Source organism: Photobacterium aquimaris, from assembly GCF_002954455.1.
In the GTDB taxonomy this organism is placed as follows: domain Bacteria; phylum Pseudomonadota; class Gammaproteobacteria; order Enterobacterales; family Vibrionaceae; genus Photobacterium; species Photobacterium aquimaris.
In genome coordinates, this window is the sequence record NZ_MSCC01000001.1 from 948823 (window position 1) to 969780 (window position 20958).

Consider the following 20958-nt stretch of genomic DNA (forward strand, 5'->3'; position numbering starts at 1 on the left):
GATTAAGCCGTTTATTTTAAAATGGTGCTCGCTACTGGACTCGAACCAGTGACACCTTGCATGTCATGCAAGTACTCTAACCAACTGAGCTAAGCGAGCAATTTCAGCTTAATTACTGTTTAAATGTAATCAGCGAATGACAAGCATAGTAGCGAGTCACCGTAATCTAGGCAAGTGTTTAAATAGAGTTTTTTAGTGAATTCAGTGCGTTTGCTTGCACAATAGCCAATTTGGTGGTGGAGAAATAGCCGAATGTGAGATCGCGCATATTCTTAGCGGGAAGAGTCACTAGCAAAGTACTAGTGACTACACAATTGAATTATTGAAGCAGTTCGTGGTTTTCTGGTAATAGACGAGTGATCCACAACACCAGTTTATGTTTCATGTTAACGCCGTCTTCTTTATCGACAGCTAAAGGCGTGATTTGTTTGCACTCTACTAACAAGCGATAAATACATTCCACACGATCTGTTGAACCTACACCACGATCTAAATCGTTAAATCCTTGTTTTTTTGCAAAGGCGAAACCAAGTTCTAATGCTTTTTTTTAAAAGTTTTGCTTCGTTTTTATGTTTTTTCATTGTTATCTCCCTTAACCTCTACAATGTAGTCTAGTTTACCTATTCTAAAAATGAACTAATAGTAACAAAAATGATAATTGAGGTTGGTAGCAAGTTATTGATGCCCAACCTTAAATTGACAACGTTCAAATAATCGTTGCCAATAATGAACATGCTCAAGAGTGGCTTGTTGAAATTGATGCTGTAGTTGACCCTCAAAATAATCATCAGCGTACAAGGTCATCGCTGATGATGGTTGAATATGGTTTTTAACGAGCTTGGTGTAGAAGCGGTGTAAATAAGGCTGTAACTGTTGGTATTGAGATTGTAATGTACTTAAATACGGTTGAATATCAGTGACGTAATATTTATAAAAAACGTTACGTAAATATAGAGCCTGTTGATTATTAATATTTGGGCCGCAAAGTACAGTACTCTCATGCTGGTTCAGTTGAGTTGTAATAGTATTAAGTACAGCTGTTATGCGCACTATGGAATAAAATAGCTGCCCAATATAGTGTATATTATGAATTTGCTGCTGATGATAAAGGAGAAGATCAATATTTTTTGCTGTCAGGGTTGTGAATGCCTGTGACATATTCGTTGAAGTAACTGTTGTCGTTAGTGTCGCTAAATAATCAAATGCTGCTAAATTTTCGATATAACCACTAAATTGCTGTAGCTCTAGCACTTGATGACCTAAGGTAAATTGCTGTCGCCACTCTTGACTAGTAAATGCCATATTCCAGATTACGCGTGGTAATTGTTGTTGCTTTTGATGATAAATATCCATTAATTGAGAGTGCAAAGGGTCGCTACTATCAATAACATTTAAACAGTGATCGAGTTGTTTTAAAAATAACAATTCATAACGTAGTTGACGAGTTTGATCCTGTACCTTGCCTAATATTGAATTACGCTCTGCAATTAACTGAAATAAACCACATTGACGTAATTCATACGCATTTAATAATCCAATACGAATATCTGCAACTGGCTGTTTGAGAGAGCGGGCGACGGGAAGGGCGGCTAAATTCAACCGCGGAGTTTCTGCTGGCGTAATCCTTAATACGTTAGCAAGTCGTTGTTGATAACTGTCTAATAATGCTTCAGTGGTGTTTTCTTTGCAGCCAGTAAGTAGCAATACACAACAAAGCACCAATAATGGTATTTTCATCATACTCTATCGTTGGTCACGGTATATTAAGCATATGCAACCACACAATTTTAGACAAAAAAAAGCGATCCTCAGATCACTTTTTAATAATACAGAGTTAACAGTTAACGTAATGACATTTCAATTTGTCGTTGATGGTCAAGTTTATGTACCCAACGCATACGCATACCAAGCAAGATTGCGGCCGATGTTAAGCCAATAATAAAGCCAATCCAGAAACCCTCTGGCCCCATTGGTTTTACTATCCAATCGGTCATTCCTAAAATGTACCCAATCGGTAGTCCTAATAGCCAATAAGCGATAAAAGTACAGAAGAAGATCGCGCGCATATCTTTATAGCCGCGTAGTGCACCAGCGGCAACAACTTGTACTGCATCACTACATTGGTAAATAGCGGCTAATAACAACAATTGACCAGCAAACATAATAACTTCAGGGTTATCTGTATACAGTAATGCAATTTGCTCGCGGAAAATCACCGTTAAAATTGCCGTACAAAATGCTAACGATGTGCCGACAATCAAACCGCAATGACTAGCAATTTTAGCACCAATAATATCCTCTTGACCCATTTTATGGCCAACTCGAATGCTGACAGCTGCCGCTAAACTCATTGGTAACATATAAACTAACGATGAGAAATTCATTGCAATCTGGTGTGAAGCCACTTTCATTGGCCCAAGTGGCGAGATCAATAATGCAATAACGGCAAATAGAGACACTTCAAAAAACAATGATGCAGCCACCGGAAAGCCTAGTTTAAACAAACGACTAATTGCGGCAAACTTAGGCGGGTAGATCACGCCAAACACATTCAAACTGTTAAGACGTTTATTGATTAGAACAAACGCCAGCATGGCAAAAAACATGAACCAATACACGATAGCGGTTGCAATACCACAGCCAACACCACCCAGTGCTGGCATGCCAAATTTACCGTAAACAAAAATCCAGTTGAGCGGGATGTTAAGTAAAAGTCCTAAAAAGCCAATCACCATACCAGGAATGGTAAACGATAAACCTTCAGAGAAACTTTTTAGGGTTTGGAAAAATAAAAATGCGGGTACGGCGAATAATACTGCATGTAAATAGCCGACGGTCTTTTCCGCAAGTACTGGCTCGACATCCATGTAATGGATCAAACTTCCCGCATTGTACAGAATCAACATAGTGGGAATGGAAATCAATACTGCGAGAATAAAAGCCGTCTGAATTTCAAAGGGGATTTTGTCCTTTTTACCTGATCCACTCAGTTGGGCCACGATAGGAACAATCGCCATCAGCAAACCCACTCCAAATAAAATTGAAGGTAGCCAAATACTTGCAGCAACCGCAACGGCAGCCATATCGGTTGCACTGACGCCACCTGCCATAACGGTATCAACGAATCCCATTGATGTCTGGGCAACAGAGGCAATTAAAACAGGTATCGCAAGTTTGAGCAGTTGTGTGGTTTCTTTGGTGTAGTTTTGCACTCAGCATAGCTCCAAAAATGAAGAATAAAGGGGGGAGTAAATGAATAGCGGCTAGGCACTATTTAATGCATTCTAAATATGGCTGGATTATATAAATAAAATCCACAAAACCAAGTAATATTTATCACTTTATGCATATAAAAAAAACGGCCTCGATAACTTGAAATCGAGGCCGTTAGCTTAAGTTTACAGTAAGGGTACTGAGTTAGACTGTAAAAAAGTGATGTCCAAAGAAACCTATCGCAATAAAGGTACTTGCGGCACTAAAAATACACAGCATTGGCGTTTTAATATTAGGGTAACGTTCGACAAGTAAGGCTAATCCAAGGAAGGTTGGATAAAGGCCAAATGCGTAACGTGGCATGGCATTAAGGCTTGATGAAAGCGGTAGTATTAAACAAATAAACATAAATAGCGCTTCGGCATAATATTTACGCACAACCAAGTAAATATTAAGTGCAAACGAAAGTAGCGCCATGATGGTGAGATATAATTTCGGACCACCTGTTTCAAAACCAAACATTAACCAATGAAATGGATTAGTCAGTTGACGTCCCCAAGCTATTTGAATATGGCCAAATGCAAGTGCATCTCCAACATGGAAATACAAATAGGTCATAAAGCTAAAAAAGCCAATAGGGATAACCCAAATAGCCGCTAAAACTTTTAATGCTGGTGTTTTAAAGCGTAAGAAACTTTGAATACCGTAGTGTTGAAGCGCAATAATTAATACAGGGAAGACTAAGAATACACCAAGGTTACGAGTTACAGCGGCAAGCATGCCTAAAATAGCAACCCAAAACCACTGTTGGCGATAGCTAAATAAGAACACACCAGCTACTAAAGCAATAAAGAGTGGCTCGGTATAACCAGCAGAGGAGTAAACCGTATAAGGTGAAAAACACAAGATCCATACCATGGTAGAACGTGTTGCAGCACTTATTTTTAGCTGCTTGAGCACCATTAATACCATTGGAATGCTAAATAAAAATGCGAGATTAGATGCAAATGCTAACCCAAAGCGGTAGTTATTAATCGGGTTTTCAAACGAGGTTAAGTGCGAGAATATCCATCCTAGAAAGGGCTGCAATGGCATAAACGCCCAATTTGCTGCATTTTTTTGACCAAGCCATTGTGGAACAAGATCATAACCATTATCAATTATGCGATAAAACCACACGCAGTCAAAACGACAAACTGTTTGTAGTAAAGGTTGTTCTGCATAATGCCCAGTCATGAACATATTAACACCCCACAGACCAAGGGCGTAGATAACAATACGGCTAACAATGACAGCAAAGATCAGATTTAACCAATCTTTGCGGGTAAGACGAATGTCTGTAATAGATAAGGGATTCATTTAAAGACCCAAAATTTTGATAAAATAAAAGTAATAATTGGTACACACAAGGTTGAAATAGTGACTGCTATCCATCCCTTAACATGTGCTGTTTGTAACAATGTCACCAAAATAAGGTTATTAATTAAAAAACCAAATAGAGACACGGCCAAGAATTTAAAAAACGAGCCTTTTTGGGCAAAAGTAAAATGGCGGTGACCAAAATACGACACTAAAAAAGCGACGGAAAATCCTAGAATATTGGCCATATATTCTGAAGGGTGTGCCATTTGAAAAAAATACAAGCGCACAATCGACAAATGTACTGCTGTGGCTAATAACCCAACAATAGCGAAACGGTTAAGTTGCCAAAAATGTTTAACAAAAGAATTACTCATAATGATGACTAGGTTTATTTACTGTTGTTTGAGTGCGATGTTGATTGTTTGATGCTGGTGGATTATTTTTATAATTCCCATACACATCTTCTACTAAATAGATCGGTCGGTGTTTAAGCTCAGTATAAATACGGCTAACATAGCCACCAATCACACCTAAAGATATCAGTTGAATACCGCCTAAAAATAGCACCACAGAAATGGTGGAGGCATAACCAGGGGTATGGATTCCAAAACAGATCGCACTAATAACGATGTACATTAAAAAGATGAAAGATAAGAATGAAATTCCAAAACCGACAAAGCCCCAAACACGTAATGGCCAAGCTGTAAAACTTGTGATGCCATCCATTGCAAAATTCCACAGCTTCCAATAATTAAATTTGGTGTCGCCAATAAGACGTTCTGGACGCTGAAAATTTACCCCAATAGCGCGCAATGATGACCACGCTAGCAAGCCTTTCATAAAACGATTACGTTCAGGTAATTGTTTAACTGTTTCGATTACGCGACGGTTTATTAATCGAAAATCTCCCGCATTTTCTGGTAGTGTGGTTTCGACTGATAAAAAGTTAAAGAAACGGTAAAAACCGCCAGCAGTTAAGCGTTTAGTATAAGTATCTTGTGAGCGATCAACGCGAACACCATAAATCGTGTCATAATTACCCGTTAACCACAGATCAACAAATTCTAAAATTACTTCAGGTGGATCTTGTAAATCAACATCCATGATGACGGCAGCATCGCCTTGAACGTAGTCTAAACCTGCAGTCATTGCGGCTTCTTTGCCAAAGTTACGGGCGAGATTTACCAATGAGATACTTGGATCTTGTTCTATCATTCTATCAATAACGTGCCGAGTATTATCTTTACTGCCGTCATTAATAAACACAATGTCGATGTGTGAGCGAATGCTACTGAGTTTGTCATTGATAGCCGCTAAGAAGGGCTCAATAGCAACCTCTTCGTTATAAACGGGCACAATAAGCGATAAACGGTAATCAAGCGGGTTTGGTTTATTATTCATTCGACGTTCCCAATTTTTTGATTAAAAGAGCCAGCACTATGTGGCAAAGCTAAAGTATCTACATTCGTTGGTGTTAGACTTATTGCCGTAACTTGTAGTGGTGTTGGCGTAGTTAATATGAATGATTGTAATTGTTGTGATGCTGCTAAAAATTGTTGTTTTGGCAGTTGAGCAACCAGTGTATTTCCCTGTGTTTGCGGTAATAATGTGCCTTGGTGATGATTAAAGGTAAACGTCAATGGTTTTAGCGGTTGCTGCGTTTTTGCTAAGGTAAATGTAATCTTAACATTGGTTGTAGGTTCATTCGGTAATGTAAAGTATAAACCACCTTGCTGCGACAGCTGGCGCATATGATTACGGGTATTAAAACTCCAGCCAGCTCGAGATAAATTGGGCACATTATTGGTTGTATTTAAGGTGCTTGGTAATGTTAGCGCAAGGTTAGGTTGTTTAGGTTGCCAATATAAGGTCTGATTTTTAATATAGTATGCTTTATAAGCAAGGCTGACATTAGGCGTTATTGCTTTATAAAGTACCCAAACATAATATCCAGATAACACCACTAACAAGCTAATAAGTAAAATGCGTAAAATAGTTTGTTGCTGTTGTTGTGGTGACAATGTAACGGTTGACGAGGCATTAGCGGCCATGATGCACCTTTAAATAGATGTTATTTATTGACTAGGTTGACTAGGTATAAAATAGAAAAGTTAGTCAAAATTGGCTAACTTTTATTGTTATACAATTAATACGCTTATGGCACTTTTAAAGTGTCACCTCAATGTCAAAAAGTTATTCTTGATAACTATAGCTGACAAGAACGTTACTTTATCGAGCATTTTATGTGCGTTTGTATTAATAATATTTAATAAACTGATATATTAATCATAGAGTAAATAAGTGAAATAATATAAGGATAGGTATGTTTACTGGAATTATACAAGCTACTGCACAAGTCGTTAGTATTGATAAAAAAACGCAGTTTCAAACGCATATTATTCGTTTACCTTTTGAGATGACTCAAGGATTAGTAGTGGGTGCTTCTGTGGCGCACAATGGCTGTTGTTTGACGGTAACGGAAATTAATGATCAATTAGTATCGTTTGATTTAATGCAAGAAACATTGAATGTGACCAATTTGGGTCTGCTCAATGTTGGGGATTATGTCAACGTTGAACGTGCAGCTAAGTTTGGCGATGAGATTGGAGGGCATGCCATGTCGGGTCATATTATGACTACAGCAACAGTCTCAGCCGTAAATATTACTGAAAATAATCATCAAATATGGTTTTCAGTGCCTGCACAATTAATAAAATATATTTTCACAAAAGGGTACATCGGTATTGATGGTATTAGCTTAACCATTGGTGAAGTTAAAGACGGCCATTTTAATGTCAATTTAATTCCTGAAACCTTACAACGCACTAACCTTAAAAACCGCATAATAAATGATGTTATTAATGTGGAAATTGATCCTCAAACACAAGCTATTGTGGATACTGTTGAACGTATGATGGCAAATAAGACCCATTATTAAAATATTTGCTCATCGTCAGCATCAACAAATAGATTAATGGTTTTATGTAGTTCATCGACTTCCATGGTTAAATGAATAGGATTACAGCAAATAGTGCAATCATCATAAAAGTCTTGACTACCAGCACTCGCATCAAGAGGGATTCTTATACTGTGACCGCAATGTGGGCAGCAGACGTTTTGAGTTGAATATTTGTGCATAATAGATCCTTAATATAAATATGAAAGGCATCGTTTAATAATTGTGCTGTATATTATTATAGATCCTAGTTGGTTGTTCTCTATTTTGCGAATACAGGTTTGAAGCACCAGCACTATGTGGCAATAGTGCTGGCGTGATATGAAAATAAATAACCTTAATTACTCTTCTAACAGTAACTTGGCAATAATATGCTGCGCTTGCCCCATATACTCGCCTCCAAAGAGATTACAGTGGTTAAGAATATGATAAAGATTATAAAGATCTTTACGGTCTTGATAGCCCTCGTCTAAAGGGTAGACAGATTGATAACCTTTATAGAAGCTAGCAGGAAAACCGCCAAACAACTCTGTCATAGCGATATCACATTCACGATCACCCCAATAAGTCGCCGGATCAAAAATAATCGGGCCTAATACAGTTAGTGCCGTATTACCATGCCATAAGTCACCATGGAGCAGTGAAGGTTTAGGTTGATGATTACTTAGTCGTTGCGCGACATTGGCTGTAATTGTGTCAATATCACCAAAATGTAACCCTTTTTCTTCACAAAGTTGTAATTGCCATTCAATGCGTTGTTCTGCAAAAAATTTATCCCAGCGACGACGCCATTTATTGGGTTGAGGGGTTAAACCAATATAGTTATCAAAATCAAAACCAAATTCTACTTGGTCGCCCCATAAATGCAGTTGGGCGAGTTGTTGACCGAGTTTATAGCCAGACTCGTCATCAATGGTTTTAGTGGGAAGATAATTTAGAATAAGAAAAGATTTATCACGACAAGTACCAAGATGGAAATGTTGTGGTACTTGAACACAATTAGCTTCATTGAGGATACGTAAACTTTCGGCTTCAGTTTCAAAAACAGTAAGCTGATCTTTGTCATTCAGTTTGATGAAAAAGCGCTGTTCGCCATCGCCAACACAATAGCATTGGTTAACATCACCACCTAGAATAGCTTCACGTTCGTTGATTTTGAACTGTCGACCAAGTACTTCCGACAACTGGTGAGAAATAGCCTGCCACATAGCACCCTCCACGCATAAAATTGGACTAGATAAAACTTGTCTATCAACATCTTAGTCCATTTCTTTTATATATATCTGTGAAGTTGATGCTATTTTAAGTAATTCATTAAGGTGTACAGGTGTAACACATTGAAAACAAATGAACTACTTGCTGTTTTGTTAAAGTTGGAATTTTATTAATCTTAGATAAATATTTATTTTCCTTGGTGATTGTCCGTTTACTTTTAAATATTTGTAGTTACTCTAGGCGAAAATTTATTTAGTCGTGAAGGACATTATAATGACTACACCTATTATCCCTACAGAAATGACTTTTTTTGCACGTTTTGAAAGCGATATATTGTCAGGAAAAAAGACAATAACGATTCGTGATGAAGCTGAACGTCATTATGTTTCAGGTACTACCGTTGATGTATCAACTTACGAGGATGGACGCTGGTTTTGTCGCTTAGAGATTTTAAGTGTTGAACCAATAGCATTTAGTGATTTGAATGATTTTCATGCTCAACAAGAAAACATGACGTTAACGGAACTAAAAGCGGTTATTAACGATATTTACCCTGGTATCGAGAAACTGTACGTAGTGAATTACGCCTTAGTAAAATAAGCGTATAAAAAGTTAGGGTGATCCTTTGCAATATCTTGTTACCGTTTGTATAGTGTCACCCAGTTTTTACCTTAGCATGTTGCTCAGTATTGCGGCATCAAAGTAAAAACATTTTTATTCATAAAAGCTTCTCTAAAAGCTTTGTTAACTCAACATGTGCTACTTGGTGTGTGGCACCACTGTTTAAGGATATTTAAATGCCTGTTATTACTCTTCCTGACGGTAGTCAACGTCAATTCGACGACGCTGTATCAACAATGGACGTTGCACTTTCAATCGGTCCTGGTCTTGCGAAAGCAACCATTGCAGGGCGTGTTGATGGTGTTCGTGTTGATGCTTGTGATCTTATCGAAAATGACGCTAGCCTAGAAATCATCACAGTAAAAGATGATGTTGATGGTCTTGAAATCGTTCGCCACTCATGTGCACACTTGCTAGGCCATGCAATTAAACAATTGTACCCTGAAGCAAAAATGGCGATCGGTCCTACGATTGACAATGGTTTTTACTACGATATCGATCTAGAGCAATCATTAACACAAGAAGATCTTGAAGTTATTGAAAAGCGCATGCTTGAACTAGCGAAAACTAAGTATCAAGTTGTGAAGAAAAACGTGAGCTGGCAAGAAGCGCGTGATGCGTTTGATGCTCGTGGCGAAACGTACAAGATCGAAATCCTAGATGAAAACGTTGCTCGTGACGATCGTCCAGGTCTATACCATCATGAAGAATACATTGACATGTGTCGTGGTCCACACGTACCACACATGGGTTTCTGTCAGAACTTTAAGCTATTAAGCGTTGCTGGTGCATACTGGCGTGGTAATAGTGATAACAAGATGCTACAACGTATTTACGGTACTGCATTCCACGATAAGAAAGCACTGAAAGCGCACCTAACGCGTTTAGAAGAAGCTGCAAAGCGTGACCACCGTAAAATCGGTAAGCAACTTGATCTGTTCCACATGCAGCAAGAAGCTCCAGGTATGGTATTCTGGCATCATAACGGTTGGACTATCTTCCGTGAGCTAGAAGTATTTGTTCGTGAAAAACTAAACGAATACGATTACCAAGAAGTAAAAGGCCCATTAATGATGGACCGTGTGCTTTGGGAACGTTCTGGTCACTGGGATAAGTACGCTGAAGCGATGTTCACTACAAGTTCTGAGAACCGTGAATACGCTATCAAGCCGATGAACTGTCCTGGTCACGTACAGATCTTTAACCAAGGCCTTAAGTCATACCGTGATTTACCATTACGTATGGCAGAGTTTGGTTCTTGTCACCGTAATGAGCCTTCTGGTTCACTTCACGGTATTATGCGTGTACGTGGTTTCACCCAAGATGATGCGCATATTTTTTGTACAGAAGCACAAGTACAACAAGAAGTTACATCTTGCATCGAAATGGTGTATGATACATACAAGACATTTGGTTTTGATAACATTGTTGTTAAATTATCAACTCGCCCTGAAAAGCGTGTTGGCTCTGATGCAATGTGGGACAAAGCTGAAGCCGATTTAGTTACCGCGCTTGAGTCAATGGAAATTCCATTTGATATTCAAGAAGGTGAGGGTGCATTCTACGGTCCTAAGATCGAGTTTACACTTCACGATTGCCTTGATCGCGCATGGCAGTGTGGTACTGTTCAACTTGACTTCGCATTACCTGAGCGTTTAGGCGCTACATATGTAGGTGAAGACAACGAACGCCATACACCGGTTATGATTCACCGTGCAATTCTTGGTTCACTAGAGCGCTTCATCGGTATTCTTATCGAAGATTACGCAGGCTTCTTCCCAACATGGTTGGCGCCTCAGCAAGCTGTAGTGATGAATATTACTGACTCTCAAGCAGAATATGTGCAAGAAATTGTAGAAAAATTGAAAAAAAGTGGAATTAGAGTCAATGCGGACTTGAGAAATGAGAAGATTGGCTTTAAAATCCGCGAACATACTTTGAAGCGAGTGCCTTTCATGCTCGTTTGTGGTGACAAAGAAGTCGAAGCAGGCGTAGTAGCAGTTCGTACTCGCAAGGGTAAAGATTTGGGTAAATTTAAGATTGATGAACTTATTGCATTTATGCAAGAAGAGATCAGCAATCGTAAGCTCAATGTTGTGGAGGAATAAGGTATTAAAGGCGGAAAAAGAACCCAAGCACCAGTTAAGCAAAACGCGCATCGTCTGAATGAAGAAATTCGTGGCGTACGTGAAGTTCGTCTAACTGGCCTTGACGGCGAATCAGTCGGTGTTGTTTCTATTGAAGAAGCAATGAATGTTGCTCTTGATGCTGGTGTGGATCTAGTTGAAATTAGCCCTAATGCCGAGCCACCAGTCTGTCGTGTGATGGACTATGGTAAGTACTTGTTCGAAAAGAGCAAGGCTGCTAAAGAGCAAAAGAAGAATCAAAAACAAATCCAGATCAAAGAAGTTAAATTCCGACCTGGTACAGACGAAGGCGATTATCAGGTAAAACTACGCAACCTGACTCGCTTTTTAGAAGAGGGCAACAAGGGTAAAGTCACACTACGTTTCCGTGGTCGTGAAATGGCCCACCAAGGCATTGGTATTGAGCTTCTTAATCGTATTAAGGCAGAACTTGAAGAGATCGCGGTCTGTGAAAGTTTCCCTAATCGTGTAGAAGGTCGTCAAATGACCATGATGCTTGCCCCAAAGAAGAAGTAATAACGGCATTCAAGTAGCTAAAAGCGCTGCTTTTAAGTAGCGCTTTTTGTTCGCCCTATTACTATGATTATTAACTATCAACAATGCGGAGTTATCATCTCATGCCAAAGATGAAAACAAATCGTGGCGCAGCTAAGCGCTTCAAAAAAACAGCTGGTGGCTTTAAGTTTAAGCACGCTACTAAGCGTCACATCCTGACTAAACGTACTACTAAGAACAAACGTCAGCTTCGTCCAAATGCAATCCTTCCTAAGTGTGAAGTGGCTGCAGTTGCTCGTATGCTTCCGTTCGCTTAATCGTTTTTAGTTTTATATTTTTTTAATTTTAGTTAGGAGTCTCCTATGCCTCGCGTAAAACGTGGTGTACAAGCGCGTGCACGTCACAAGAAAGTTCTTAAACAAGCTAAAGGTTACTACGGTGCACGTTCACGTGTTTACCGCGTAGCTTTCCAAGCTGTTACTAAAGCTGGTCAATACGCTTACCGTGACCGTCGTCAGAAGAAACGTACTTTCCGTCAACTTTGGATTGCACGTATCAACGCTGCTGCACGTCAAAATGGTATGTCTTACAGCCGTCTAATCAACGGTCTTAAGAAAGCGTCTATCGAAATCGATCGTAAGATCCTTTCTGATATCGCTGTATTTGACAAAGCTACTTTCACTGTTCTTGTGGAAAAGGCAAAAGCTGCACTGTAATTTATCAGTCTAGTTTTAAATTGAAAGGAGAGCCTCGGCTCTCCTTTTTTCATATAGACTGTTATTTTGTTTTTTCTTTATTCATTAAACACTCACTTCTTTTTTCTCTAGAGCTGTTTTAGCATCCAGATATCACAACCGCCATGTTGAGTGCCTGTTAATGGCATATCAAGGTGAGTAAAGCCTAACGTTTCATACAGACCGATTGCAGATTGCATGCTCGATAGTGTATCTAGATAACATTCTGTGAAACCTTTTGTTTGTGCGTATGCTAAACATTGAAGGGAAAGTTTTTTTCCTAATCCGAGTTTGCGCCCATCGGGTAACAGAAACAGTTTTTTTAGTTCACACGTTGTTTTACTGTTATTGAAAGGGGCAATACCGCAGCCACCGACAAGCTTGCCATTAACTAAAGCCACTAAATATAAACTACTAGCACCATCGTGATAAAAGTGGCTCATATTTAATACTTCAGCATCTGATGGACCAAACCCTTCACCTACTGCTCCAAACTCAGCGCCGACTTGCTTAATTATTTTGCAGAGTTCCACATCAAAATTTGCGTTGATAGCGATTATATCAATATCCATGACTGCGGTTCCTGTTATTACTAATGGGGTTGGTATTTTATAACCATATTGAAACTCATATTTTGCATCTGCAGAAACACAAGGTATAAAAAAACCAGTCATTGTTATAACAAGATGACTGGTTTCTAATAATAGAATTGTTTAATACCGATTATGCACGCGCATAACGTTGATTACGCTTTTTGTTTGCTGTTGCAAGCGTTTTCAGTAAGAACGCTAGGAAAGTAACAAATAAGGTATTGAAACCCATAAAGAAGACAAGATTAATGAAATTGAAACCCTCTTCTGGTGCAATCGGCATTGCTGATGCTAGGCCATAATTACCAAGCAGCAATAAAGCAGTACAAAGAATCGCAGCGATAGTTGAAATTTTTGAGAGAGCAGCAAGATCTTTAGTATTCATAATATGGTTCCTAACATTGACATTGATCATAATTTACACTGAAAAATGTAATTTTAAAACCAATTTGATTAAAAAAGATCGTATTTATCACAGCTTTATTACATATAAAGCGCCTCAATAATTGGCAGATAACGTTAAGAGGCGCAGGTATAAACATCTTTGTTGGATGATTAGCTAATATTAACAATTAGTTATGAACAAGATACTGTTTCATTTGCTGTTGTGAATGTTTTGCTCTCCATAATAGACAACCAAGAAATCCTACAAACATACAATTAAAAACAACATAGAAAATGATATGGATGTAATCAATATGAGTTTGATTGGTTGTTAGGTCTTTAACTTCAATTGGCATGTTGGAAAGGAGGCCGTAGTTACCTAACAACACCAAACCTAAACAGAGTAAAGATGCGAAAAGACTCATTTTTATTAAAGCTGAAAAGTATTGGGTGTTCATAATGATTATTCCAAAATAAATATTGCTAAAATTTACTTTTTTCATCTCATTTTAGGAAGAGAGAAAAATGGAATATAGGTGTGCGAAATCTGTTTTATAGTCTTATGTCGCAGGGCGGGAGTGTACTTAAAAAGCACAAATTCAGATTTTAATGGCAAAAGACGTTTTTTTTTCGTCCAAACTTACTGTTTTATTACGATTCAATTTGGTTTTAGACGCTGCTTTCTTTAGTATGTATCGTTACGCGATTTTATATCTCCCTTAAGGACGCCACCTGTGGGTGGATGAGGATACGATGCAACATCTAGACGAGATTATTGCCAACGCAACGGCAGCTATTGGGCAGGCTGATTCATCAGTCGCTCTGGACGAAGTCCGAGTTCAATTTCTAGGCAAGAAGGGTCATTTAACTCTTCAACTACAAGCCCTAGGTAAATTACCACCAGAAGAGCGTCGCACTGCTGGTCAAGAAATCAATAAAGCGAAACAAGTAGTACAGACATTACTTGTTGAGCGCAAAGATGGTCTACAACGTGCAGAGCTTGAAGCTAAGCTTGCGGCTGAGACTGTTGATGTTTCTTTACCAGGTCGCCGTATTGAGAATGGTGGTCTTCACCCTGTGACACGTACCATTGAGCGTATTGAAAGTTTCTTTGGTGAGCTTGGTTTTACTACTGAAGCTGGTCCTGAAATTGAAGATGCTTTCCACAACTTCGATGCATTGAACATTGCCGAAGATCATCCTGCACGTACTGATCACGATACGTTCTTCTTTAACCCAGATCTGATGCTACGTACGCATACTTCTGGTGTTCAGATCCGTACCATGGAAAATGGTCAACCGCCATTCCGCTTTATTGCGCCTGGCCGTGTATACCGTAATGATTACGATCAAACTCACACACCAATGTTCCACCAAGTGGAAGGTATGTTAGTTGACGAAAATGTAAACTTTGCACAATTGAAAGGTATTCTTCACGATTTCCTTTGTAATTTCTTTGAAGAAGAAGTTGAGGTACGTTTCCGTCCTTCATTCTTCCCATTCACTGAGCCTTCAGCTGAAGTTGACGTTAAAGGTAAGAACGGTAAGTGGTTAGAGGTTTTGGGCTGCGGTATGGTTCATCCTAATGTACTTCGTTCTGTTAACATCGATCCTGAAAAATACTCAGGCTTTGCATTTGGTATGGGCGTTGAACGTCTAACCATGCTTCGTTACGGCGTTAACGATTTACGTGCGTTCTTTGAGAACGACTTACGTTTCCTAAAACAGTTCAAGTAAGCACTAGGGGCTAGAAATCTATGAAATTCTCTGAATCTTGGCTACGCGAGTGGGTTAATCCTGCAGTAAACAGCGAAGAGCTAGCTCACCAAATCACAATGGCTGGTTTGGAAGTTGACGGCATTGAAGCTGTTGCTGGTGAATTCACTGGCGTTAAAGTTGGTCAGGTTGTTGAGTGTGCTCAACACCCAGATGCTGACAAGCTACGTGTAACAAAAGTAGATGTTGGTGCTGAAGAGCTACTAGACATCGTTTGTGGCGCATCTAACTGCCGTCAAGGTATCAAGGTTGCAGTGGCAACTGTTGGTGCTGTTCTGCCTGGTGATTTTAAAATCAAAAAGGCAAAACTACGCGGTCAGCCATCTCACGGTATGCTTTGTTCTTTCACAGAGCTTGGTATTGATGTTGAGTCTGATGGCATCATGGAACTTGCAGAAGGTGCAGTATTAGGTACTGATTTCCGTGAATTCCTAGGTCTTGACGATGTGACTATCGATGTAGATCTAACAGCTAACCGTGCAGATTGCCTAAGCATTGCTGGTCTTGCTCGTGAAGTAGGCGTATTAAACCGCGCTGAAGTGACTGAACCTCAATTTGATATCGTTGCGCCAACAGCGGCTGATACTATTTCAATTGAAGTTAAAGCTCCTGCTGCATGTCCACGTTACCTTGGTCGTATCGTTCGTAATGTTAATGCACAAGCTGAAACACCATTATGGATGCAAGAGAAACTACGCCGTTGTGGTACACGCTCAATTGATCCAATCGTAGATATCACTAACTATGTATTGCTTGAAATGGGTCAACCAATGCACGCATTCGATCTGGCTAAGATCGATGGCGGTATTGTTGTGCGTATGGCTGAGCAAGGCGAAAAGCTAACTCTTCTTGACGGCAACGAAGCTGAACTAAACGACAATACACTGGTGATTGCAGATAACAAGCAAGCACTAGCGATTGCAGGTATCTTCGGTGGTGAGTTCTCTGGCGTTAACGCTGAGACCAAAGATGTACTACTTGAGTGTGCATTCTTTGCACCAGACGCGATCCGTGGTCGTGCTCGTAGCTACGGTCTACACACTGATTCTTCACACCGTTTCGAGCGTGGTGTTGACGCTACACTACAAGTGAAAGCGATGGAGCGTGCTACTGCACTTATCGTTGAAATCTGTGGTGGTGAAGTTGCACCTATCATTGAAGCTGAATCAGAAGCTGATTTGCCTAAAGCGGCAACAATTGAGCTGCGTCGTTCTAAGCTAGATCGTTTATTAGGTCATGTAATTGCTTCTGAAGAAGTGGTTGAAATCCTAACACGCCTAGGTTGTGATGTTGAAACTACAGATGCTGGCTGGAAAGCAACAGCACCTGCATGGCGTTTTGACATGGCAATTGAAGAAGATTTAGTGGAAGAAGTTGGTCGTATTTTCGGCTACAACAATATTCCGAACCAATCACCAGTTGCAGCACTTAGCATGAACCTACACAAAGAAGCGAATTTACCGCTGAAACGTGTACGTGATTTGCTCGTTGGTCGTGGTTTCCAAGAAGCGATTACTTATAGCTTTGTTGAGCCTGAGCAACAAAAACTGATCGTGCCTGAAATTGAGCCATTGATTCTGCCATTCCCTATTTCTGCGGATATGTCAGCAATGCGTTTGAGTCTATGGACTGGCCTACTAAATACAGTAGTGTTCAACCAAAAGCGTCAGCAACCACGTGTACGTTTATTTGAAGCTGGTCTACGTTTTGTGCCTGAGCAATCAGCAGAAAACGGCATGCGTCAAGAAATGATGCTTGCAGGTGTGATTGCGGGTAACCGTAGTGATGAGCATTGGGATATTGAAACTAACACTGTTGATTTCTTTGATCTTAAAGGTGATTTAGAAGCCGTTCTTGAGCTAACTGCAAAAGATGCTTATAGCTTTAAAGCTGCTAAACACCCAGCACTTCACCCAGGCCAATCAGCAGCAATCGTTGTTGATGGTAAAGAAATTGGTTTCATCGGTACTGTACACCCAGAGCTGGAGCGTAAGTTCGGCTTAAACGGTCGTACTATCGTATTTGAAATTGAGTGGGCAGCAATCAATACGCGTATGCTTCCTGAAGCTGTCGCTATTTCTAAATTTCCTGCAAACCGTCGTGATATTGCGGTTGTAGTAAATGAAGATATTGCTGCGGGTGATGTTGTGGCTGCTTGTCGTGAAAACGGTGGCGAGCTATTAAAAGCAGTTAATCTATTTGATGTTTACACTGGTAAAGGTGTAGATGACGGTCAGAAGAGTCTTGCGATTGCGCTAACATTGCAATCAACTGAGCGTACATTAGAAGAAGCTGATATTGCAGCAGCAGTAGAAAGTATTGTTAATGCATTGGCTGAAAAATTTGATGCATCACTTCGTGATTAAAAAAGCATCATAATTAAATTTAAGTCTTTGTTTTAGGAAAGCAGCCTCTTGAGGCTGCTTTTTTTTGATCAAGATCTAAAAAATAATAACAGCTTGATAAATAGTTATATTTTCTGATTTCAAGTATCCAAATAGAGTTTTTAACTGTATATGTTTGGTTTTTTAGTGATTTAATGCTGTTTGTTGTCTTGGTAAGCTCAACTAGATGCACTATTGTAGCAAAAATTTGTAACTAAAATGGTGTGATTTGACATGAAGTTAACGTAAAAAAGTTGGCGAAAATCAGCGAGTTGGCTTAGACTGAGTCTAGTTGATAGTGAGAGGGATAATATAGTCCCGTAGTTTTTGCAGTTTAGAATTACATCTCTAATTGACATATACCTTATTCACAGTGGCATACTTTATATGTAGGTATGTACACTATCCATTCAACATAGTCTTGAGGGAGTTATCTATGGCGCTCACAAAAGCCGATTTGGCTGAGAACCTGTTTGAAAATGTTGGATTAAGCAAACGGGACGCCAAGGATACGGTGGAAGTCTTCTTTGAAGAAGTTAGGAAGGCTTTAGAAAATGGTGAGCAAGTTAAGTTATCTGGTTTTGGTAACTTTGATTTGCGTGACAAAAATGAGAGACCTGGAAGAAATCCTAAAACGGGTGAAGATATTCCTATCTCCGCACGCCGTGTCGTTACATTCCGTCCTGGTCAGAAGCTTAAAGCTCGTGTCGAAAGTTTAGAAGTTAATAAATAAATCTTTCGCAAGTTTGCTGATCTGAACTGAAACCCAAGTAAATGTATTTTTACTTGGGTTTTTTATTACCTATCGTTGTGACGGCACTGGCAACAGGGCTATATTAATAATAGTAATATTGTTATTTCTTATGTCGAGGATGATATAGGCAAAGATAGAAGGTGTGTGTGAAATGAACAAGGAGGTTGTATCATGACGTTAATTGAGCAGATAAAGCGCGGGCAGTTTCTTAAAGCAACTTGCGACTTTTCCCAACCTTTTGTTGCAGGAGAGTGGGTATTAGATTCAGGGCTACACTGCCAACTTTTATACCGTGGTGTGCTGCAAATCACTCCACGAGAATTAGCCTCTGATGCCAAAGATATTGTATTGTCTAGCGGCATTCATGGTGATGAAACTGCGCCAGTTGAACTTGTTCAGCAAATAGCATCAAGTGTGGTGTTAGGGCAGATTCAACCCGTTCACCGTTTACTATTGATTATTGCTCATCCTGAAGCGATTAATCATCAGCAACGCTTTATGGCCGAAAATATGAATCGGCTGTTTCAAGTAAGAAATTTTGAGAAAAACAATGAGTGTCGTATTGCGAATGCATTACAGTTGGCCATTAACAGCTTTTATGGTACCTCTATTGCCATAAAACCAGAGCGGTGGCACCTTGACCTACATTGTGCAATTCGTCCATCACAACACGATACCTTCGCTATTAGCCCCTATACTGATAAACAAACTCGCAGTAATAAATTATTCAGTTTCATCCATCACGCCAAATTGGATGCTGTTTTACTTTCAAATACACCGTCACCGACATTTGCATGGTATAGCGCAGAATATCACGGTGCACAGGCGTTGACTGTCGAACTTGGGCGTGTGGGCAAGTTAGGGCAGAATGATTTTACTGTTTTGGTGCCGTTTCAACATGCAATACTGCAATTGATCACTGATGTTACTTTGCCGATTATTTGGACCAATGAAGTAGAGGTATATCAAGTCAGTCGAACGATAGTAAAGCGACATCCTGAGTTCTTATTTACCTTTGATGATGATGTTGCTAATTTTACTTTTTTTACTGAAGGTCATGAGTTTGCCGTCGATGGTGATAAAAAATATGTCGCAGATACACATGGAGAAGCCGTTGTTTTTCCTAATCGACATGTTGTCGTTGGTCAACGAGCAGCATTGATGGTTAAAAAAGCGAGTCTAATTTTTGATGAACAAGTCAGATTTTATGCTAAATCTAACCCATCATATTGATAATTATCTTTAAATAATGAAGTTTTAATGGTGTTTGTTTGTATTATAAAAATGGCACTGTATGGTGTCTGACCTTACTCTTTTGAGCGTAATAAGTCTTGATATTGTTAAATGAATTATTACATCAACAGCAACGGCGATGGCGTGCTTGGTTGATTGTTTCATCTGTATTGTTGTGCGCTATTTGTCTGTTTGCTATTGCTGTTGGTGAAGTATGGATTTTACCTTGGGCCCCCGTTGGTGAACTGCAGCAACAATTATTATTGCAATTGCGAATACCTCGAGTATTAGCTGCAATGATGGTCGGGGCGGCGTTAGCAAGCTCTGGTGCAGTGTTACAGGTTTTATTAGGGAACCCATTAGCTGAACCCGGTGTACTTGGTATTTCTGGTGGCGCAAGTCTAGCAGTTGTGTTGTTATTATTTGTTATCCCTATCACTCCTACGCCATTGATGACGATGTTTGCTGCGATGGTCGGTGCGTTATTATTTACTCTGATTTTAGTTGGATTCTCTCGCCGTCAAAAAGTCTCTATGGCGCGATTATTATTAATTGGTGTGGCACTAGGGATCTTATCTGGCGCAGTGGTGACATGGGCATTTTATTTCAGTGATGACTTAAGTATGCGCCAGTTAATGTATTGGTTGATGGGCAGTGTCGCTGGCGTGAATTGGCCGCAATTATCGTTATTATTCTTTATTGTGCCGGTATTAGTTGTGCTTTGTCTGCAAGGTAAATCATTGGATGTAATGATGCTTGGGGATGTGGCTGCACGTCAATTAGGGGTGGATGTTCGACGTATTCGATGGTTATTGATTCTAATGATATCGTTGTTAGTCGGGTGCTCTGTTGCTCTTGCAGGCGTGATTGGATTTGTTGGTTTGGTTGTGCCGCATTTATTAAGGTTGCAACTGGGTACAGAAAATAAATATTTACTGCCGCTCTCAGCTATTTGTGGTGCAATATTATTAGTATTAGCCGATACTTTATCACGAATATTATTAAGTGATGCTGATTTACCGATTGGGGTGGTGACAACATCACTTGGCGCACCTGTGTTTATTTGGATGTTAATGCGTTCGCAGTTGGATTAA

General features: G+C 39.6%; 21 protein-coding genes, 1 tRNA gene and 1 pseudogene. 11 read left to right on the forward strand and 12 right to left on the reverse strand.

Going from position 1 to position 20958, the window contains the following annotated elements:
- Window positions 1-22 precede the first annotated feature (22 nt).
- The 8 genes and pseudogenes from BTN98_RS04165 to BTN98_RS04200 all read right to left on the reverse strand — a co-directional run bounded on the left by BTN98_RS04165 (window position 23) and on the right by BTN98_RS04200 (window position 6626).
- Window positions 23-99 (reverse strand) — tRNA-Val (locus tag BTN98_RS04165).
- Between the two features lie 220 nt (window positions 100-319).
- Window positions 320-581, reverse strand: a pseudogene (locus tag BTN98_RS04170) (DUF5062 family protein).
- A 94-nt stretch (window positions 582-675) separates the two neighbouring features.
- On the reverse strand, window positions 676-1740 hold the full coding sequence (locus tag BTN98_RS04175) for a DUF3080 domain-containing protein (protein ID WP_060996471.1): 1065 nt from the start codon (window positions 1738-1740) through the stop codon (window positions 676-678).
- A gap of 101 nt (window positions 1741-1841) precedes the next feature.
- Window positions 1842-3212, reverse strand: a complete 1371-nt coding sequence (locus BTN98_RS04180) for an MATE family efflux transporter (protein ID WP_060996470.1) — start codon at window positions 3210-3212, stop codon at window positions 1842-1844.
- Between the two features lie 205 nt (window positions 3213-3417).
- Window positions 3418-4572, reverse strand: a complete 1155-nt coding sequence (locus BTN98_RS04185; RefSeq protein WP_060996469.1) for a hypothetical protein — start codon at window positions 4570-4572, stop codon at window positions 3418-3420.
- Complete coding sequence (locus BTN98_RS04190; protein WP_060996468.1) at window positions 4569-4949, reverse strand: GtrA family protein; 381 nt, start codon at window positions 4947-4949, stop codon at window positions 4569-4571. Before BTN98_RS04190 ends, BTN98_RS04185 begins: the two co-directional genes overlap by 4 nt.
- A complete protein-coding gene (locus BTN98_RS04195) occupies window positions 4942-5976 on the reverse strand; it encodes a glycosyltransferase family 2 protein (RefSeq protein ID WP_060996467.1) in 1035 nt (344 codons plus the stop codon). Before BTN98_RS04195 ends, BTN98_RS04190 begins: the two co-directional genes overlap by 8 nt.
- Complete coding sequence (locus tag BTN98_RS04200) at window positions 5973-6626, reverse strand: hypothetical protein (RefSeq protein WP_060996466.1); 654 nt, start codon at window positions 6624-6626, stop codon at window positions 5973-5975. The genes BTN98_RS04195 and BTN98_RS04200 overlap by 4 nt, the downstream gene beginning before the upstream one ends.
- A 272-nt stretch (window positions 6627-6898) precedes the next feature.
- Between BTN98_RS04200 and BTN98_RS04205 the strand changes: the two genes are divergently transcribed.
- Entirely contained in the window at window positions 6899-7513 is a 615-nt protein-coding gene (locus tag BTN98_RS04205; protein ID WP_060996465.1) for a riboflavin synthase, read from the forward strand.
- On the opposite strand, the gene BTN98_RS04210 is transcribed toward BTN98_RS04205, so the two are convergent.
- Both BTN98_RS04210 and BTN98_RS04215 read right to left on the reverse strand, forming a co-directional pair.
- Window positions 7510-7713 carry a CPXCG motif-containing cysteine-rich protein gene (locus tag BTN98_RS04210; protein ID WP_060996464.1) on the reverse strand — a complete coding sequence of 68 codons (204 nt, stop codon included), beginning with the start codon at window positions 7711-7713 and terminating at the stop codon, window positions 7510-7512. The two genes, BTN98_RS04205 and BTN98_RS04210, sit on opposite strands and share 4 nt — an antisense overlap.
- A gap of 159 nt (window positions 7714-7872) precedes the next feature.
- Window positions 7873-8739, reverse strand: coding sequence for a fructosamine kinase family protein (locus BTN98_RS04215; protein ID WP_060996463.1), 867 nt, complete (start codon window positions 8737-8739; stop codon window positions 7873-7875).
- A gap of 280 nt (window positions 8740-9019) precedes the next feature.
- Between BTN98_RS04215 and yqfB the strand changes: the two genes are divergently transcribed.
- The 5 genes from yqfB (at window position 9020) to rplT (ending at window position 12725) form a co-directional block, all read left to right on the forward strand.
- Window positions 9020-9346, forward strand: a complete 327-nt coding sequence (gene yqfB, locus BTN98_RS04220) for a N(4)-acetylcytidine aminohydrolase (RefSeq protein ID WP_060996462.1) — start codon at window positions 9020-9022, stop codon at window positions 9344-9346.
- Between the two features lie 197 nt (window positions 9347-9543).
- On the forward strand, window positions 9544-11475 hold the full coding sequence (gene thrS, locus BTN98_RS04225; protein ID WP_060996461.1) for a threonine--tRNA ligase: 1932 nt from the start codon (window positions 9544-9546) through the stop codon (window positions 11473-11475).
- Between the two features lie 3 nt (window positions 11476-11478).
- Window positions 11479-12030, forward strand: a complete 552-nt coding sequence (gene infC / locus BTN98_RS04230) for a translation initiation factor IF-3 (RefSeq protein WP_080888971.1) — start codon at window positions 11479-11481, stop codon at window positions 12028-12030.
- A gap of 101 nt (window positions 12031-12131) precedes the next feature.
- Entirely contained in the window at window positions 12132-12326 is a 195-nt protein-coding gene (gene rpmI, locus BTN98_RS04235; RefSeq protein ID WP_005367387.1) for a 50S ribosomal protein L35, read from the forward strand.
- A gap of 45 nt (window positions 12327-12371) precedes the next feature.
- On the forward strand, window positions 12372-12725 hold the full coding sequence (gene rplT / locus BTN98_RS04240; protein ID WP_036795101.1) for a 50S ribosomal protein L20: 354 nt from the start codon (window positions 12372-12374) through the stop codon (window positions 12723-12725).
- 107 nt (window positions 12726-12832) lie between these two features.
- On the opposite strand, the gene BTN98_RS04245 is transcribed toward rplT, so the two are convergent.
- Window positions 12833-13315 carry a GNAT family N-acetyltransferase gene (locus BTN98_RS04245; RefSeq protein WP_060996691.1) on the reverse strand — a complete coding sequence of 161 codons (483 nt, stop codon included), beginning with the start codon at window positions 13313-13315 and terminating at the stop codon, window positions 12833-12835.
- 151 nt (window positions 13316-13466) lie between these two features.
- Complete coding sequence (locus BTN98_RS04250) at window positions 13467-13718, reverse strand: hypothetical protein (protein WP_060996460.1); 252 nt, start codon at window positions 13716-13718, stop codon at window positions 13467-13469.
- A 752-nt stretch (window positions 13719-14470) separates the two neighbouring features.
- On the opposite strand from BTN98_RS04250, the gene pheS reads away from it, so the two are divergent.
- The 5 genes from pheS (at window position 14471) to btuC (ending at window position 20958) form a co-directional block, all read left to right on the forward strand.
- Window positions 14471-15454 carry a phenylalanine--tRNA ligase subunit alpha gene (pheS, locus tag BTN98_RS04260; protein ID WP_060996458.1) on the forward strand — a complete coding sequence of 328 codons (984 nt, stop codon included), beginning with the start codon at window positions 14471-14473 and terminating at the stop codon, window positions 15452-15454.
- A 20-nt stretch (window positions 15455-15474) separates the two neighbouring features.
- On the forward strand, window positions 15475-17859 hold the full coding sequence (pheT, locus tag BTN98_RS04265; protein ID WP_060996457.1) for a phenylalanine--tRNA ligase subunit beta: 2385 nt from the start codon (window positions 15475-15477) through the stop codon (window positions 17857-17859).
- 454 nt (window positions 17860-18313) lie between these two features.
- Complete coding sequence (gene ihfA / locus BTN98_RS04270) at window positions 18314-18610, forward strand: integration host factor subunit alpha (protein WP_036795089.1); 297 nt, start codon at window positions 18314-18316, stop codon at window positions 18608-18610.
- A 192-nt stretch (window positions 18611-18802) separates the two neighbouring features.
- Window positions 18803-19864, forward strand: coding sequence for a succinylglutamate desuccinylase (locus BTN98_RS04275; RefSeq protein WP_060996456.1), 1062 nt, complete (start codon window positions 18803-18805; stop codon window positions 19862-19864).
- Window positions 19865-19965: 101 nt separating this feature from the next.
- The gene (btuC, locus tag BTN98_RS04280; RefSeq protein ID WP_060996690.1) at window positions 19966-20958 is read left to right on the forward strand and encodes a vitamin B12 ABC transporter permease BtuC; all 993 of its coding nucleotides are present in this window, start codon (window positions 19966-19968) and stop codon (window positions 20956-20958) included.

Excerpts from the sequence above, each read along its gene's own strand:
- BTN98_RS04175 (WP_060996471.1), bottom strand. The coding sequence starts at position 1,740 with ATGATGAAAATACCATTATTGGTGCTTTGTTGTGTATTGCTACTTACT.
- BTN98_RS04185 (WP_060996469.1), bottom strand. The coding sequence starts at position 4,572 with ATGAATCCCTTATCTATTACAGACATTCGTCTTACCCGCAAAGATTGG.
- BTN98_RS04190 (WP_060996468.1), bottom strand. The coding sequence starts at position 4,949 with ATGAGTAATTCTTTTGTTAAACATTTTTGGCAACTTAACCGTTTCGCT.
- BTN98_RS04195 (WP_060996467.1), bottom strand. The coding sequence starts at position 5,976 with ATGAATAATAAACCAAACCCGCTTGATTACCGTTTATCGCTTATTGTG.
- BTN98_RS04200 (WP_060996466.1), bottom strand. The coding sequence starts at position 6,626 with ATGGCCGCTAATGCCTCGTCAACCGTTACATTGTCACCACAACAACAG.
- BTN98_RS04205 (WP_060996465.1), top strand. The coding sequence starts at position 6,899 with ATGTTTACTGGAATTATACAAGCTACTGCACAAGTCGTTAGTATTGAT.
- BTN98_RS04210 (WP_060996464.1), bottom strand. The coding sequence starts at position 7,713 with ATGCACAAATATTCAACTCAAAACGTCTGCTGCCCACATTGCGGTCAC.
- BTN98_RS04215 (WP_060996463.1), bottom strand. The coding sequence starts at position 8,739 with ATGTGGCAGGCTATTTCTCACCAGTTGTCGGAAGTACTTGGTCGACAG.
- yqfB (WP_060996462.1), top strand. The coding sequence starts at position 9,020 with ATGACTACACCTATTATCCCTACAGAAATGACTTTTTTTGCACGTTTT.
- thrS (WP_060996461.1), top strand. The coding sequence starts at position 9,544 with ATGCCTGTTATTACTCTTCCTGACGGTAGTCAACGTCAATTCGACGAC.
- rpmI (WP_005367387.1), top strand. The coding sequence starts at position 12,132 with ATGCCAAAGATGAAAACAAATCGTGGCGCAGCTAAGCGCTTCAAAAAA.
- rplT (WP_036795101.1), top strand. The coding sequence starts at position 12,372 with ATGCCTCGCGTAAAACGTGGTGTACAAGCGCGTGCACGTCACAAGAAA.
- BTN98_RS04245 (WP_060996691.1), bottom strand. The coding sequence starts at position 13,315 with ATGGATATTGATATAATCGCTATCAACGCAAATTTTGATGTGGAACTC.
- BTN98_RS04250 (WP_060996460.1), bottom strand. The coding sequence starts at position 13,718 with ATGAATACTAAAGATCTTGCTGCTCTCTCAAAAATTTCAACTATCGCT.
- pheS (WP_060996458.1), top strand. The coding sequence starts at position 14,471 with ATGCAACATCTAGACGAGATTATTGCCAACGCAACGGCAGCTATTGGG.
- pheT (WP_060996457.1), top strand. The coding sequence starts at position 15,475 with ATGAAATTCTCTGAATCTTGGCTACGCGAGTGGGTTAATCCTGCAGTA.
- ihfA (WP_036795089.1), top strand. The coding sequence starts at position 18,314 with ATGGCGCTCACAAAAGCCGATTTGGCTGAGAACCTGTTTGAAAATGTT.
- BTN98_RS04275 (WP_060996456.1), top strand. The coding sequence starts at position 18,803 with ATGACGTTAATTGAGCAGATAAAGCGCGGGCAGTTTCTTAAAGCAACT.